The sequence below is a fragment of the Cryobacterium sp. PH31-AA6 genome, assembly GCF_030063195.1.
Taxonomy (GTDB): Bacteria; Actinomycetota; Actinomycetes; order Actinomycetales; family Microbacteriaceae; genus Cryobacterium.
Window position 1 is genome coordinate 35,197 of record NZ_JASISS010000001.1, and the last position, 14,931, is coordinate 50,127.

Annotated in this window: 16 protein-coding genes and 1 tRNA gene; 12 read left to right on the forward strand and 5 right to left on the reverse strand. The window is 64.1% G+C overall.

What is annotated here, in order from left to right; all coding sequences use genetic code 11:
* The first annotated feature begins 17 nt into the window (after positions 1–17).
* Positions 18–89 (forward strand) — tRNA-Gln (locus QMG61_RS00175).
* Between the two features lie 427 nt (positions 90–516).
* Entirely contained in the window at positions 517–732 is a 216-nt protein-coding gene (locus QMG61_RS00180; protein WP_283492313.1) for a hypothetical protein, read from the forward strand.
* 673 nt (positions 733–1,405) lie between these two features.
* On the opposite strand, the gene QMG61_RS00185 is transcribed toward QMG61_RS00180, so the two are convergent.
* Entirely contained in the window at positions 1,406–2,026 is a 621-nt protein-coding gene (locus tag QMG61_RS00185) for a TetR/AcrR family transcriptional regulator (RefSeq protein WP_283492314.1), read from the reverse strand.
* Positions 2,027–2,150: 124 nt separating this feature from the next.
* Here QMG61_RS00185 and pdhA point away from each other — a divergent pair, with 124 nt between their 5' ends.
* The 8 genes from pdhA (at position 2,151) to QMG61_RS00225 (ending at position 8,597) form a co-directional block, all read left to right on the forward strand.
* A complete protein-coding gene (pdhA, locus tag QMG61_RS00190; protein WP_283492315.1) occupies positions 2,151–3,302 on the forward strand; it encodes a pyruvate dehydrogenase (acetyl-transferring) E1 component subunit alpha in 1,152 nt (383 codons plus the stop codon).
* Entirely contained in the window at positions 3,299–4,315 is a 1,017-nt protein-coding gene (locus tag QMG61_RS00195; protein WP_283492316.1) for an alpha-ketoacid dehydrogenase subunit beta, read from the forward strand. Before pdhA ends, QMG61_RS00195 begins: the two co-directional genes overlap by 4 nt.
* Complete coding sequence (locus QMG61_RS00200; RefSeq protein WP_283492317.1) at positions 4,312–5,643, forward strand: dihydrolipoamide acetyltransferase family protein; 1,332 nt, start codon at positions 4,312–4,314, stop codon at positions 5,641–5,643. Before QMG61_RS00195 ends, QMG61_RS00200 begins: the two co-directional genes overlap by 4 nt.
* A 39-nt stretch (positions 5,644–5,682) precedes the next feature.
* A complete protein-coding gene (locus tag QMG61_RS00205; protein WP_283492318.1) occupies positions 5,683–6,015 on the forward strand; it encodes a cupin domain-containing protein in 333 nt (110 codons plus the stop codon).
* Between the two features lie 97 nt (positions 6,016–6,112).
* Positions 6,113–6,649, forward strand: coding sequence for a DUF488 domain-containing protein (locus QMG61_RS00210; protein WP_283492319.1), 537 nt, complete (start codon positions 6,113–6,115; stop codon positions 6,647–6,649).
* A 2-nt stretch (positions 6,650–6,651) separates the two neighbouring features.
* Positions 6,652–6,942: an MGMT family protein gene (locus QMG61_RS00215; protein ID WP_283492320.1), complete on the forward strand. Its 291-nt coding sequence runs from the start codon at positions 6,652–6,654 to the stop codon at positions 6,940–6,942.
* A complete protein-coding gene (locus QMG61_RS00220; protein ID WP_283492322.1) occupies positions 6,942–7,598 on the forward strand; it encodes a uracil-DNA glycosylase family protein in 657 nt (218 codons plus the stop codon). The genes QMG61_RS00215 and QMG61_RS00220 overlap by 1 nt, the downstream gene beginning before the upstream one ends.
* Before the next feature lie 834 nt (positions 7,599–8,432).
* On the forward strand, positions 8,433–8,597 hold the full coding sequence (locus QMG61_RS00225; protein WP_283492323.1) for a hypothetical protein: 165 nt from the start codon (positions 8,433–8,435) through the stop codon (positions 8,595–8,597).
* Here QMG61_RS00225 and QMG61_RS00230 read toward each other — a convergent pair.
* Both QMG61_RS00230 and deoD read right to left on the reverse strand, forming a co-directional pair.
* Positions 8,591–10,003 carry an MFS transporter gene (locus QMG61_RS00230; RefSeq protein WP_283492324.1) on the reverse strand — a complete coding sequence of 471 codons (1,413 nt, stop codon included), beginning with the start codon at positions 10,001–10,003 and terminating at the stop codon, positions 8,591–8,593. The genes QMG61_RS00225 and QMG61_RS00230 overlap by 7 nt on opposite strands.
* The gene (gene deoD / locus QMG61_RS00235; RefSeq protein ID WP_283492325.1) at positions 10,003–10,713 is read right to left on the reverse strand and encodes a purine-nucleoside phosphorylase; all 711 of its coding nucleotides are present in this window, start codon (positions 10,711–10,713) and stop codon (positions 10,003–10,005) included. Before deoD ends, QMG61_RS00230 begins: the two co-directional genes overlap by 1 nt.
* Positions 10,714–10,803: 90 nt before the next feature.
* On the opposite strand from deoD, the gene QMG61_RS00240 reads away from it, so the two are divergent.
* Together QMG61_RS00240 and QMG61_RS00245 are read left to right on the forward strand one after the other, a co-directional pair.
* Entirely contained in the window at positions 10,804–11,595 is a 792-nt protein-coding gene (locus QMG61_RS00240) for a GntR family transcriptional regulator (RefSeq protein WP_283492326.1), read from the forward strand.
* Positions 11,596–11,901: 306 nt separating this feature from the next.
* On the forward strand, positions 11,902–12,228 hold the full coding sequence (locus QMG61_RS00245) for a LapA family protein (protein ID WP_283492327.1): 327 nt from the start codon (positions 11,902–11,904) through the stop codon (positions 12,226–12,228).
* A 10-nt stretch (positions 12,229–12,238) separates the two neighbouring features.
* Here QMG61_RS00245 and QMG61_RS00250 read toward each other — a convergent pair whose 3' ends face one another.
* Together QMG61_RS00250 and QMG61_RS00255 are read right to left on the reverse strand one after the other, a co-directional pair.
* A complete protein-coding gene (locus tag QMG61_RS00250; RefSeq protein WP_283492328.1) occupies positions 12,239–13,570 on the reverse strand; it encodes an APC family permease in 1,332 nt (443 codons plus the stop codon).
* Positions 13,570–14,772, reverse strand: coding sequence for a PucR family transcriptional regulator (locus tag QMG61_RS00255; RefSeq protein WP_283492329.1), 1,203 nt, complete (start codon positions 14,770–14,772; stop codon positions 13,570–13,572). Before QMG61_RS00255 ends, QMG61_RS00250 begins: the two co-directional genes overlap by 1 nt.
* Between the last annotated feature and the right edge of the window lie 159 nt (positions 14,773–14,931).

The window sequence follows — 14,931 nt, forward strand, 5'->3', positions numbered from 1 at the left end:
CTCTTCGGAATGGGCATTGGGGTATGGTGTAATTGGCAACACGACTGATTCTGGTTCAGTTGTTCTTGGTTCGAGTCCAGGTACCCCAGCATTAGCAGACGCAGAATTCCGCGGCAGAATCACCCTTTGCACATCCACTCTGTCAGGCCCGAAACGGGGCTGGTGACCAGAAACGACACCAAAAACCTCGTGCGGGGTCGCGTCACAGATCGCTGACGGTGACCTGCGCGGCATCGTCGTCGGAATCCTCCCCAGCGGAAGGTTTCGCGCCCGTGCATCGACTCGTGACGACAGCGGAGCGTTGTATCGTCTCGCCGCGACGGCCGAGACCGAGGAGGAGCCCGTGCCGATGTCCGCCGACAGGCGAGAGCAATATCCACAGGCGGTTCTGGAACGCTCGCTCCGACCAGCACGATCGCGGAAGCGGTCGAGCTCTGGCTGTCGTAAATCCTCATCCGCGCGAAAGCGGGCAGCCTCGCCTACTCGACCACTGAATCATACGAGACGACCGCGCTCGTGATCATCGTGCCGCGTTGCGGGGGAGTGAAGCTCGACCGTCTGACCGTTGGTCGCTGCGACCGCATCTCGCAGCGAGTCCTGGCGGAGGAGACGATCTCGAAGGCACGTCGTGCCCGGGCGGGGCCGAGTCTGGTGTGCGGCTACGCCGTGCGCGATGACGGGCTGGAGCGAAACCCCGTTCGCGACGTGCAGCGCCGCCGCCGACCCTCGTAGGAAACGGGACAATCGTCAGCAACACGATGAAAGGGACGAACCGGAAGGATTTTCCCCAGCGCTCTCGTCATCGGCGGAGGGTCGCACTCCCGTCAATTGCAGCGCGGCCGTGAGTCACCGGCTGTCACTCGCCGAACCCGACCCGGAGGCGTTCCTGTTTCCCACGAGGACCGGCCGCTCGCTAAGGGTTAGCAACTACGAGAGCCTGGTTCGTGCGTTCGTCGAGGACGAGAGGACGAGAGGACGAAACTGGTCGGCTTGGGCGTTGATGTCGACGAGTACGCGACGCACATCGATCAGAGCAGGCGGGGACCGGGTGGTGCGTGCTCTGCATCACGGCCCAACAGACCTGCAATCGGCGGTAGGGGCCCACCGAGCCGGAATAGAGCATCGTCTCGACCGTCCGGTCAGATCGTGGCGGAGGTGGAACCTGCGCCGCTGCCAGTCGTGCACTGGTCCGCTGAGTTGCTCGAGGTGCAACAACGTTTCAGGGAAAATACACCACTTTTCCCTCACTTGTGGCGTCAAGATGCGGCCATCGGGTTCCTGGTATCTGTGCCAGAGCTGCGGGAGCACGAGCGGTTGCAGCTGAACCGCTCCGCGGAAGACCCTGAGGTCATCGTTCGGCAGCGGCAGCGGCAGTGTCCGTGCAATGAAGCGGGATGGCTTCCCTTCAGACTGAGCCGTCGCCCTGCGCGCTGCCAATCCTCGCGAGTGCGGTGAGAGCGTGCTGGGTTGCTTCTTTCGTCGTCGCGGGGCCGATCAGCCCCAGTAGCCGCCGTCTGTAGTCTTCGCCGAGTAACAGGCTGTAAAGGGCCTCGGCGCTCGCGGAGGGGGCATCGAGGCCCCATTCGACCCGGATGAGGTCGGCGAGACGGGCGATGTGGCGCTGGTCGCCGTTGTTATAGAGGTTTCTGGCCAGCTCTGGGAATCGGAGCGATTCTGCAATAACCAGGCGATGTAACCCGATCATCTCGGCGGAGTGCAGGCGAAGGACGATCCGGGTTGCCAGCGACGCGAGGGTATCGTGCGCGGGGGTATCTCCGCTGACCATCGCGGCCAAACGCCGTTGCATCTCGGTGAAGACCCCGGCTTTGTTGCCGAAATAGCTGTAGAGCGTGCGCTTGGTTACGCGGGCTGCGGCGGCGAGCTGATCCACTGTGGTGGCGCCGAATCCGTGCTCCAGAAAGACCGGCAGCGCGGCCTCCAGAATCTGCGTGCGCCGTTCGACGCGTTCTTCCTCGGTCGGTCGGCCGCGTTTGCGAACCGCGTGTGCCGTATTCAGCGACTCCATGTTGCCCCTTCTGAGCGTCGGCTCTATGAATTGACGGTACTACTGCTATAGAATGATACTAATTCGTTTCATTAAAAGGTAAACAACCTCGATCCCACAAGGGGAGAGGAAAAGGAGTTCTCCGATGACCGCTCATACGCGGATGCCGCGGAAGCCGACGGTGCTCAAGCGCACCGTCCCTCTTGACCCGCCGGATACCTCGACCGCCGCGCCGTCGACTCCTCCAGCCGACAGCCCCATTGCGGGCGGTGACCGACTGGTCGAGTTCTACCGCAGCATGATGCTGATCCGGCGCTTCGAAGAGCGCGCCGCCCGCGCGTACACGCAAGCGCTGGTTGGCGGCTACTGCCACCTCAACCTCGGCGAGGAGGCGGCCGTTGTCGGCCTGATGGCGGCGTTGCAGCCCACCGACTATCTCTTCACCAACTACCGCGAGCACGGCTACGCAATCACCCGTGGCATCGACCCGAACCGGGTGATGGCTGAGCTGTTCGGCCGTGTCGACGGGGTCTCCAAGGGGTGGGGTGGTTCGATGCACATGTTCGATCTGGAGAAACGAATGCTCGGCGGCTACGGTATCGTCGGTGGGCAGCTTCCGCTGGCCACGGGCGCGGCTCTGGCCATCGACTACCGCGGCGGCCCGGAGATCGTGCTCTGCACGATGGGTGACGGCACGACCAACATCGGCGCCTTCCATGAGTCGCTCAACATCGCGGCGCTCTGGAACCTTCCGATCGTCTACGTTGTGATCAACAACCGCCTGGGTATGGCGACGACGGTCGACCGGGCATCGGCGGAGCCGGAACTCTACAAGCGGGCCTCCGCATACCGGATGGCCTCGGAGCGCGTCGACGGGCTCGACCCGCTGGCCGTGTACGAGGCGGCCGAGCGTGCCGTGGCTTCCGCCCGGGCCGGTAAGCCGTTCCTGCTCGAGGTGATGACCGAGAGGCTGCGGGGGCATTCCGTGGTCGACCCGGCGAAGTACCGCACGGCCGAGGAGATGAGCCTGGTCAAGGAACGCGACCCCGTTCCCGCCTGCGCCGCACGGCTCCTCGCCGACGGGCTGCTCGATCACGAGGCCCTCACCGCCATCGACGAGCGGGCAACGGCCCGCGCGAGCGAGGCCGCGGCGTTCGCCGAGAACAGCTCCTTCCCCGATGTGTCGACGCTGTTTGACTACACCTACGCCACCCCGGTGCCCAACGACTCCCGCCGGCTACCCGGCGAACCGCTCTACAAACCGGCACCGCTGCCCGAGCTAGGAACGAACCCATGAGCATCATGACTTACCGTCAGGCGTTGCACGACACGATCCGCGAGGAGATGCGGCGCGACGACAATGTGTTCCTGATGGGCGAGGAGATCGGTCTCTTCGAGGGCGCATACAAGATCACGGCCGGCATGCTCGACGAGTTCGGAGAAAAGCGTGTGCGCGACACCGCAATCGCCGAGGAAGGCTTCACGGGCGCGGCGATCGGGGCCGCCATGCTGGGCCTGCGTCCCGTGGTGGAGATCATGACGATCAATTTTTCGCTGCTGGCCCTCGACCAGATCGTCAACCACGCCGCCAAGATCTACGGCATGTTCGGCGGCCAGGCCAGGGTTCCCCTGGTCATTCGCACCCCGGGAGGCGGAGGACAACAGCTCGGTGCGACGCACTCGCAGAACATCGAGTTGTACTACGCCTTTGTGCCCGGCATGAAAGTCGTCGCCCCCAGCACGCCCGCGGATGCCAAGGCGCTCATGCTCGCCGCGATCCGAGACGATGACCCCGTCCTGTTCCTGGAGAACCTCTCCCTCTATAACACCAAGGGTGAAGTGCCCGACGGTGATACCGCCGCGGTGATCGGCAAGGCCGCTGTGACCCGGCCGGGGCGTGACCTCACCCTCATCGGCTATTCACGGATGGCATGGGTCGCCGCCCAGGTTGCCGAGCAACTGGCGCACTCAGAGGGTCTCGACATCGAGGTGATCGACCTGCGCAGCCTGCGCCCCCTGGACCGCGAGACGATCGTGGAATCGGTCAAGAAGACCCACGCAGCCGTCGTGCTCGAAGATGACTGGCTCACCTACGGGATCGGCGCCGAAATCGCCGCGACGATCTCCGACGGAGCCTTCGACTACCTGGACGCGCCCGTGCGCCGGGTCGCGATGGCCGAGGTCCCCCTTCCCTACTCGAAACCACTGGAGACGGCCGCGTTGCCGTCCGCGGATGACGTCATCGGCGCCATCCGTCAGACGCTCGACGCCGTCGGTCACCGCCGCAACCCGATGGGCAACAACTCATGATCGAAATCACCATGCCCCGCCTCTCCGACACCATGGAGGAAGGCGCCATCGCGATCTGGCACAAGCAACCAGGCGACAGGGTCGAGATCGGCGACGTGCTCGTCGAGATCGAGACCGACAAGGCCACCATGGAATTCGAGGCCTACGAGGCCGGCACTCTGGTCACACAACTCGTGCCCGAGGGCGAGGTGGCCACGATCGGAACGCCGATTGCGCTGCTCGATGATGGCAAACAGGATGCCGCGACCGCGCCTTCATCCGCCGCACCGGACGCCGCCGATGTACCTCCCACTCCCGCCACCCCTAAGCTCGCAGACGCAGCGCCCGCTCCCGATTCCCGGCCGCTGCCGTCGACGGATGCGGTACGCGACGATGGCACCCGGTTGTTCGCGTCACCGCTCGTGCGCAAGCTGGCCCGCGAGAACCATCTGGACCTCAGCCAACTGCACGGCACGGGGCCAGGCGGCCGCATCATCCGTGCCGATACTGACGAACTGCTCGCTCACCCGGCGCCCGCCTCTGGCGACGCGGGCGAGCCCGCAGTGCACGCGGTGCCCGCAGCGCCCGCAGTGCCCGCAGTAAAATCCTCAACGCCGGCCGCATCCGCTCCGCTCATCGACGACAAGCGCGGCTCCGACGCGGTCCCGCTCAGCAACATGCGCCGCGTCATCGCGCGGCGCCTGGGCGAGAGCGCCCGGAACATTCCGCACTTCTACGTCACAGCGGTCGCCGATGCCGAGAACCTTGTTCTCCTGCGCACGCAGTTGAACGCGCAGCTCGTGGCAGCGGGGAGGGGAAAAATCAGCGTCAATGACCTGCTGATCCGGGCCAGTGCGCTTGCGTTGCGGGAGCATCCGCGGGTGAACGCGTCATATATCGACGATGCCAGCGGCGAGATGCTCGTGCACAATCGGGTCAACGTCGGTGTGGCCGTTGCGTCGGAGAACGGGCTCGTCGTTCCGGTGATCGAGAACGCAGACCAGAAGACCGTTACGCAGCTCGGCACCGAGACTCGTCACCTCGTGGCCCTGGCGAATGCGAAGAAGCTCACCGTGCAGCAGATGTCCGGTGGAACCTTCACCATCAGCAACCTCGGCATGTTCGGCGTCGACCAGTTCACGGCGATCATCAATCCGCCTGAGGGAGCAATTCTCGCGGTCGGCGGCACGGCACGGGAAGCCGTCATCGTCGGCGACGAGATTCTCCCTCGACACCGGATGCGTTACACGCTGTCGGCTGACCACCGCATCATTGACGGTGCCCTCGCCGCACAGTTCCTGCAGACACTGACTCGCCTGATCGAGAACCCGTGGACAATTATCGCGTGATTGACTCGTCTGCAGAGCGACCAGGAAAGAAGTGACGATATGCAGAAAGTTTCGTTGGCGGCACTCGCCCGGACCGAGCTGGAACTGGCGCTCCGCGCGCCCAGCGGACGGAGCGCCAGAACGGTGTTCGGAGGTCACGAGCACCAGCTTCGGCAGACTCTGATGGCGTTACGCGCCGGCGAGAGCCTCTCGGAGCACAAGAATCCGGGAGAGGCAACTCTGCTCGTGCTGGAGGGACGGGTGCTTCTTCGGTCGGGGGAAACGTCCTGGAACGGTTCGCCGGACGACCTGATGACAATTCCGGATGGCCTGCATTCGGTGGATGCCCTCGAGGACAGTGTGATCTTGCTTACGGTGGTCAAGAGGCGGTGACCGCACGAAGCCGTCGAGTCAAGCGACAGCCGAACGCACCGAGGCCCGTGAACAGGAAAAAACCAGATAGGCGGGATGTCGTGGATCAGTGGCTTCTATGGCGTTTCACCGAGTACTGACGATCGGTCACTCCACTCGTGAGTTTGACGACGTACTTGCGATGCTGCGGGCGAATGGGGTGACCGAGCTGGTTGACGTGCGATCGTTTCCGTCATCGCGAAAGTTTCCGCAGTGGAATCAGGACGCGATCGAGGACGCGCTCCCCGCAGATCTGGGGTATCGATGGATCCGGGGCCTCGGAGGCCGCAGGCACACGCCGGCGGGTGTGACGAGTCCGAACACGGCGTGGCGGGTCAAGGCGTTCCGTGACTACGCCGACTACATGGCAACCGAGGAATTCAGTTCCGGACTCGCTGAGCTGCTTCGGGTAGCGAACGAGTCGGTGCCCGCGATCATGTGCAGCGAGGCCGTGCCGTGGCGGTGTCACCGGCGGCTGATTACGGATGCGCTCATCATCGCGGGGGTAGAGGTGTTCGATATATTGTCCATCTCCTCGACCCGACGCGCGACGATGACCGAGTTCGCGCGGGTGCAGGACGGAATGATCGGCTATCCCGGATCGGGAGAAGAGTGAGCATGGACGTGGCAGAGGAAGTTCGCACAATTGTCATGGCGATCCCCACGGGGTGCGTCGCAACCTACGGCGAGATCGCGCGCACACTCGGAATCGGCCCCCGGCAGGCTGGCCGGGCCGTTTCGCTGCTGGAGGGTGACGTGCCGTGGTGGCGGGTCGTTCACGCCGACGGCGCAACGGCAACGTGCCATGAAGGAGCTGCCCGAGCGCTGCTCGAGTTGGAAGGCGCTCCTTTTCACGACGACCGCGTTGACATGGCCAAGGTCCGCGCTGCTGGAACCCATCGACGCTAATGGATGCCTTCGACGCGCTCCGACAGTCATTAGTCGACGATGAGGGCAATGCCGCAATGCGCCAGCACGGGTGGCAGCCCTTGTATACGGCGTCCTGGAGCGCCAGGATCGTGGTGATTGGGCAGGCACCTGGGCATAGGGCGCAAACGAGCGGTGTGCCGTGGGACGATGCCAGCGGGAAGAACTTGGTCGCCTGGCTGGGTGTCACTGAGGAGCAATTCCGGAATCCAAACCTGTTCTCTCTGCTCCCGATGGATTTCTACTTCCCGGGGACCGGACGCAGCGGAGATCTACCGCCTCGGAAGGGTTTCGCGAAGCGTTGGCATCCACCGCTGCTCGCGCTGATGCCCGACATCCGGCTGACCCTGCTGATCGGCCGGTACGCGCAGATTCACTACCTGGCGAATGCACGGCAGCACACGTTGACGGATACGGTGCGTAACTATCGGCGATTCGTCCCGGAGCGGTTTCCGCTCGTGCACCCCTCCCCGCTGAACTTTCGATGGCAGACCAGGAACCCCTGGTTCGTCACCGATGTGCTCCCCGAGCTACGCCGGCACGTCAGCGCCGCGCTCGACCATACGATCACGCGCGATCTGTCGTCGCAGAGTGGAAAGAACCCCGAGCACCCCGACAGTGAATGGGAGAATCGATGAAGCGAACGCATCACGTTGGCTTCAGTGCGCCGTCTTTGTGTATGGGAGCGAGATCTTGGCGCTGCCGATCTAGTCACAGGGTGGCAACCCGTGCAGGAGCTCGGTGAAGTGGTCGTCGGCATCGTCCCACGCGGCGAGCGGGCCCGCTTGACCAGCCCATAGTGACACGAGGTCACCGATGTTGCGGCGGCTTGCCACAGTGCGGAACTGCCCGGTGAGCCAGTTCTGCACGGGGAAGGGCGCGATGTGTGTGTAGTCGGAATCGATCGTGCGGATGGCGCGCTTGGGTATCCCTCGAACGAGCGGGCCACCCCGCGATAGTCCGCGATGCCGTCTGCTGCGATGACTGGACGGGTGACGGCATTGACAACCTGGGGTACCACAACGAATGTGCCCACGAGTGAGTCTTCGAAAACGGCGGTAGGTACCGGTCCGGGCGTTGCGGTGGTTCCATGTCGAGTTCGGCGAAGAACGGTGCGAGGATTTCGAGCGCTGTTGAAAATTCGACCCGTGAGCCGTCGGGCGAGGCTTCGCTGGGAACAGGGAGCCAGAGGTTCACGGCGAATGGGCTCTCTGTCAGGTGGCGCAGCACTTGGATGGTCGAGGAGAATCGCTCTCCGCTGTACCCATAGAGGCCGTACGACCCAAGACCACCCCGGTTGCTCACGAGTCGGGCGCAAAGCCACCCAGTCCGCCCGGATCGGTGAACTTCGCGCTCAGCTGGCCTGCTCGGAAACCATTCGGGCCGACCAGGCCACCACTGCGCTACGCAACTAGGGAGTGAGGAACATGCCGGATTACATCAGCACCAAGGACGCCGCGTAGTTGGTACGTGTGGCGTTCAAGAACGCGTGTCATGGCGTGACGTTCAGCGTCAGGATGAGCACCGGCACCGGCACCGGCACCGGCACCGGCACCGGCACCGGCACCGGCACCGGCACCGGCACCGCGAGGCCGAGACGAACAGTTCTCAAGCCGTTTGCCAGAGCTAATCAATGAGCCTCCTCACTGACCATGTTCATCTCGGCGACCTGGCGCTCCATGACCACGATGAAGACGCGGTAGAGAATCAGACCGAGGGCAGCGACCCCCGCAAGAATCAACAACACGGATCCGTAGGAGGACGCCTGGCCGCCGTCGGTGATGCCGTCCAGCAGGTTGGGCTTGAGCTTCATCAGTGTTGCGGTGTACGCGATCCCGACCGGCACGGCGATATTGATGGTGAGGTTGTAGAAACCGATGGCGATACCGGAGTTTTCGACCGGCACCCGCATGATGGCCGTCGACACGAGCGGGCCGTACATTAGCGCGAAGCCCATGCCGAACAAGATCATCGAGATCACGAAGATCCCGATCCATTTGCCCACCAACAGTGCGGGGATCAGCATCGAGACGACGATCACGATCAACGCGATGGTGATTGCCTGTTCGGACGTGAGGAACCTGGCGATTTTGCCCGTGGCAGTGCCGACGATCACAGCGGCGATGTAGCCGGGGATTAGTAGCAGGGAGACCTCGCCGAGGTTGTAGCCGTAGACGTCGGAGATCAGGAACGAGAACAGGAAGGTGTAGCCCAGCTGGACCGAGTAGGTGATGAACACCACGATGATCATGAGCGAGTACTGAGCGTTGGCGAAGAACGCGCTCGTGATCACGGCGTTGTCGTGGGTTCGGATGTGCCAGATGAAGAGACTCAGCCCCGCAGCGACAGGCAGCAGAAACCACCAGTTGAAGTTCTGCATGAACAGGATGACTCCGGTGGAGAACACCGCGATTAGAAAGAGGCCGAACACGTCCACATGGCCGCCGCCCGTCGCCTCCTCGGGCACGGTACGCAACACGACCGGGATGGCGAGCAGGGAAAGCAACGCGACCAGGAAGAAGGCCGCCCAGCCGATGTAGGTGGCGATGAAGCCGCTGCCGACGGTGCCGATCAGCAGAGACAGCTGGAAGGCCGCGGTGCTGAAGCCCAGACACTTCTTCTGCTCGTCGCCCCTGAAATGCTTGGTGACGTAGATCACGTAGAGGGTCTCGGCGGCCGCCAAGCCTGCGCTTTGAATCAGCCGGCCAACCAGGATCAGCCAGAAGTTGCCCTGAAAGATGAAGCCGACGAGCGACCCGATCGTCATCACGATGATCGCGAAGATGATGAGTTTCCGGATGCTGATCGAGTCGGCCAGCGCTGCGTACACCACCGCCCCGATACCTATCAGGATGCCGGCCAAAGTGGCTTGCAGGCTGACAGTGTTGACCGGGAGGTCGAGATTCTCCGCCAATGCCGGTGACATGAACTTGAAGCCGTTGTCCAGCACAAGCGAGAACACGAAGAGGAACAGCAGGATGGGGACGGCACGGCTCGGTTTGCAGACCCGGGCTGGAACTGTGGTGTCAGTTGCGGTGCTCATCAGGCCAGTTCCAGCGCGATCTCGATCATGGCGGTGAAGGCGGTCTGCCGTTCCTCGGGCGTGGTCTGGGCGCTAGTGACGATCTGGTCGCTGACGGTGAAGATGGCAAGCGCATCGACGCCCGCGGCCGCAGCGTTGGCGAACAGCCCTGCCGACTCCATCTCGACCGCAAGGATGCCCATCCTCATCCACGTGCTCAGGGCGTCAGGATCGGCGCCGTAGAACACATCGGATGAGAGAATGTTGCCGACGTGGGTGCGTTGACCGCGCTCGTCGGCGATCCGCTTGGCCTGCTCCAGGAGCCGATACGACGACAGTGCCGCCCAGTGACCGGGCAGGTTGAACTGGTCCAGATAATTGGAGTCGGTCGAGGCGCCCTGGGCGATGACGACGTCGTAGAGCTCCATGTTCTCCTGCATGGCGCCGCAGGTACCCACGCGGATCAGGTTCTTGACGCCGAAGTGATGGATCAGCTCGTAGCTATAGAGCGAGATGGAGGGAATGCCCATTCCCGTGCCCATGACGGATACGGGGCGCCCTCGGTAGGTGCCTGTGAAGCCCAACATGTTGCGAACCTCGTTGAAGCAGCGGATGTCGTCGAAGTAGGTCTCGGCGATGAACTTCGCTCGCAGGGGGTCGCCGGGAAGAAGGATTGTCTCGGCGATGTCCACCCCCTTCGGATCAATGTGGGGTGTGCTGGTCGTGATCATGATGGGACTCCTTTGTCTGCGTTGCAGTATGAGGTTATACCTCTTGGGTCACATGTCAAATGTGATAAGGTCGAACGACAAGGAGGTCTCGTGACGCCCCGTTTGGAACCTCACCCGTTCTTGCAACAGCAACTCCACCTCGCCGTCGGCCAGCCAATTCGAGTCGCCGTCTACACGCGGCTCGCTGATGGAATCCGCTCTGGCGTATTCCAGCTCGGCGAGATGCTGCCGAGGGAAACAGAGCTCTCTGCAATGCTCGGCGTCAGCCGCACACCCGTACGCGAGGCCTTGATGCTCCTCGAAGAAGACGGATTGCTCGTCACCCGTCGGGGAGTGGGGCGATTCGTCACGGACTCCATCCCGCACAGCGGACTGGAGCAGATACGGCCGTTTGAGATCGTCTTGGCCGACCCTAACAAGGCAATGACCGTGCAGCCGTTGCGCTTCGAGTTGGAAAGCTTTACTGACTTCGTGTCCAGTCGGCTCGCACTTGACCCGGCTGCCAACGCTTGGATCCGAGAAAGTGTGTTGCTGCAAGACGGCCTGCCCATTGCCACTGTTCAAGAGCACCTCCCTGCCGGGCGCTACCTCAGTGATGTGAGCGAGCGAATCGCATCCGAACTCATGGAGATCGCCGCCAAACCACGGACACTCCTCGCATCCATGCAGGACAACGGTCACGTCTTCACTAACGGCGTGTGTCAGATCGTTGCAACTAACGCTGGCCCGACTCGAGCGAAACTGCTCAATATCGAGCCGTCAGCGGCGGTCCTCATTCTCACCCAGACAGCGGGTCACGGCGGAGTGCCGCTCTACGCCGCGAAGTGTGTGGTAGCTCCCGGTCACAGGTCGTTGGCGGTAATGCAACAAAACCCGAACTAGTGTTGCTCTTTGGCGGGAGCCCAGCGCGCGTCGACCTGCGCGGTTCAAAGAAGAGTATTCTCTGCTTTAATCGTCCGCAACGGACGAAGCGCTCCGTTCCAAGGGGATGAAGAAGTGGCTGAGAACACCGTTCCGAACCCGTCGTCACCGAACCCGTCGTCACCGAACCCGTCGTCACCGAGTCCATCGTCGGGGTCGCGCCCCGCTTCCGAGCCAGCGGCGAAACCCGGGCAGTCTGCACCCGGCCGGCCGCCCGGAACAGCCGTCCCGAAACCGGGCGGGTCCCCGGACCGGCACGATACGGACGTGACGAGGGCCGGGATGATCTGGGTCGCCGTCATCGCGGCGCTGGTCCTGCTGGTGCTGCTGATCATCTTCATTCTGCAGAACGAGGACCGTGTGACCGTGCACTACCTGGGCGCGGCCGGCGAACTCTCCCTGGGTATGGCCCTGTTCATTGCCGCCGTCGCCGGCGGGATTCTGGTGGCGATCTCCGGTGCGGCGCGCATACTCCAGCTCAGGAGCCAACGGCTCAAAACTCAACGCCGCCAGCGCGCCGGTCGGCCGACGGGGCCCGCGGCACCCGGCAGCCCTGCAGCATCGGGCGGGCGGGAACCCAAGTCCAGGACGTGAGCCGTCGCGGTCAGGCGTCGCTCACCGGGTCACTTTTCTGACGCCGGACAAAGGCGTATCGCAGGGCGGATACGGACACGAGCGAAACTCCGATCAGCACCAGAGTGGCCCGGTCATGGAGGACGAGCTCAACCAACAGGATGACCAGCGCCCCCAGACAGGCCAGAAAACCGAATCCGCTGACGGCTCGTGGCCAGAACCCCGACAGGACCCGGCATGCCAGCAGGTTCGTGGAGCCGAACACCGCCAGGAAGACCGCCGACCCGAAGGTCAGCAGGGCGGTGATATCCGGCAGCATGGCAAACGCGGCACCGAACACGGCCAGGAACACCAGCGCGGTGACGGGCAGGCCGGCTCGGCTTCTCGCGAACACTCCGGGCAGCTCCTTCGCCAGCGCGATTTCGTGCATCTGGCGCGCGGTGGAGAACAGGGTTGCGTTGATGGCCGAGCTTGCCGCCAGAAGCGCACCCAGGCTGGCGATCCAATACCCTGCCGTCCCCAGTGCGGCCTGTCCGGCAGCCGCGAACGCCACTTCCTTCTGGGCGACGAGGACGTCGTCACTGACCAGCATCTGCGAGCCGATCGTGACGAGAACGTAGACCAGGGTGACGATCGCGACCGAGAGGAAAAGCGCCCGCGGCAGAGTCCAGCGCGGCTTCACCAGGTCGTCATAGTCATAGGAAAGCAGTTCGAATCCCTCGTAGGCGACGAAGATCGACGCCGACGCGACGATGACGCCGGCCAGACCCTTGTCGTCCAGCGGGGCAAGTCGTTCCGGGGAGAAGTGAGCGAAACCCACGGCGGAGATGAGCGCCAGCACGGCGACCTTGATCAGCACGACGAGATCTTCCGACAGCGCCGATGCACCAACCCCGCGCAGGTTGATCGCGAGGAAAACGGCCAGGATGAGGACCGCGAAACCGTCCGCGAACAGCCAGGGCAGACCGAGGACGTTCGCGGCGTAGTGCCCGAAGGTGAACCCGTACACCGCCAGGGCGATCAGGTAGCCGAAGATCAACAGCCAGGAGATATAGGAGCCGGCGCGCGGAAATCCCGCATTGTGCAGGTAGACGAAGAGACCGCCGGAGCGTCCGGCCCTGGCCGAGAGCGCCGCGAATGAGTGCGCGGTCGCCATGGCGATGGCTCCTCCGATGAGGAAACTTCCGACGGCGAGATGTCCCGCAAGCGCGACGGTCACCCCCAGGACGCTGAAGATGCCGCCGCCGATCATGCCCCCGACGGCCATCGCCACGGCATCACGCAAACGTAGCCCGCCCGGGCCCTTGTCCCGGCGCGCGGCGGTCCGAGGATGGAACGCTGCGTGGGGTGTCGGAGATGTCATCAGATTCGAGGCCGACGCGACCACCGGTCGGCCTTCATCGCCAGGTGCAGGTCCAACCGCACCTGGCCGCCCAGCGGGTCGGCCCCGATCACGTCGCGAATCTTCGCCAACCGGTTGTAGATGCTGCTGCGGTGCAGGTGCAGGGCTGCGGCGACATCCTGCACGGACCCGTCGGTGTCGTAGAGCAGTTCCAGCATGGGCATGAGCTCCCGGTTGCCATCGAACTCCGCGAGCTCGGTGAAGTAGACGGACTCGACCGGGGCCAGGTTTCGGCTGGCCGCCGCCAGGAATTGGTAGACGCCCACTCGGCGGTACTCGGCCACTGCTCCGAGCCGCCCGTCGACGGCCGCGGCCTGCACCGCCTTGCGGGACTGGGCGTATGCCTCCGGCAGGCAGCGCAGGTCGTGGAAGGCCTCACTCACGCCCATCAGATCGGGGCGCGTCAGTGTGCCTCCGCGACGGGCGACCTCCGCGCTGTACCGGTCGAGAACCTGGGCGTGCACCAGCCGGCCGGGGGAGTCGCGGAGGAGCACCACCGCATGGGTGTCGGTGCCGGCGCTGAACCTCGCGGCGTCGATGCCGACCGTGGCCTGCAATGCGGCGATCCGCTGCAGCAGTTCACCACCGTCCGTGGGGAGAACGGCGGGCGGGTGGAGCAGGGTGGCGACATGCCAGGGGCCCGTGGCGTGGATCTGCGGCCAGTCCGCGATGTCCTCGACCGCGGCGAGGTCTGCGGCGCAGGCGGCCAGGAAGACGGACTCTCGCTGCCTGCGGTGCTCGGACTCGGCCGTGTTGGTGTCGAGCAGCATTCCGGCGAGCTGGTCCAACTGGGTACGAACGGCGGGCAACGCACCAAGGATCTCGGCCGGGGACTCGTCCTGGGTTCCTTGGAGGGCCCAAAGGTAGCCGACCCGGAAACCACGCACGAGCAGGGGGACGCACACCCGCCCCAGCATCCCCAGTTCGGCGTTGGCCGGCACGACGACCGGCCGCACCGCCGCAGCGATGCCGTGCCGCAGCTGCCAGGCGCTCACGTCGGCGGGCACCTTCTTGCTGAGCAGGAAGTTCACCCGAACGCTGTCCGCGAGCGGCTGGTCCCGGCTGTACGCGACGAGCGCGCCGTCGAGGTCTTCGAGCGACAGGGCACGATCCAGGCCGGCCGCGAGCGCCTCGACGAGCTCTTCGATTTCCGCCGTCTTCATGGGCTCCATGCTATGCGCCGGCGCCGCCTCCGCACGGACAATCGTCGACAATCTGCACACTAAAATTCGACATTTGTCGAGTGACAAATCATCTTAGCGTTCCGTTTCCGTGGCGTTCCGCACCTCGATGGGCATCCGGGCACCCGCTCGAACGGAGGA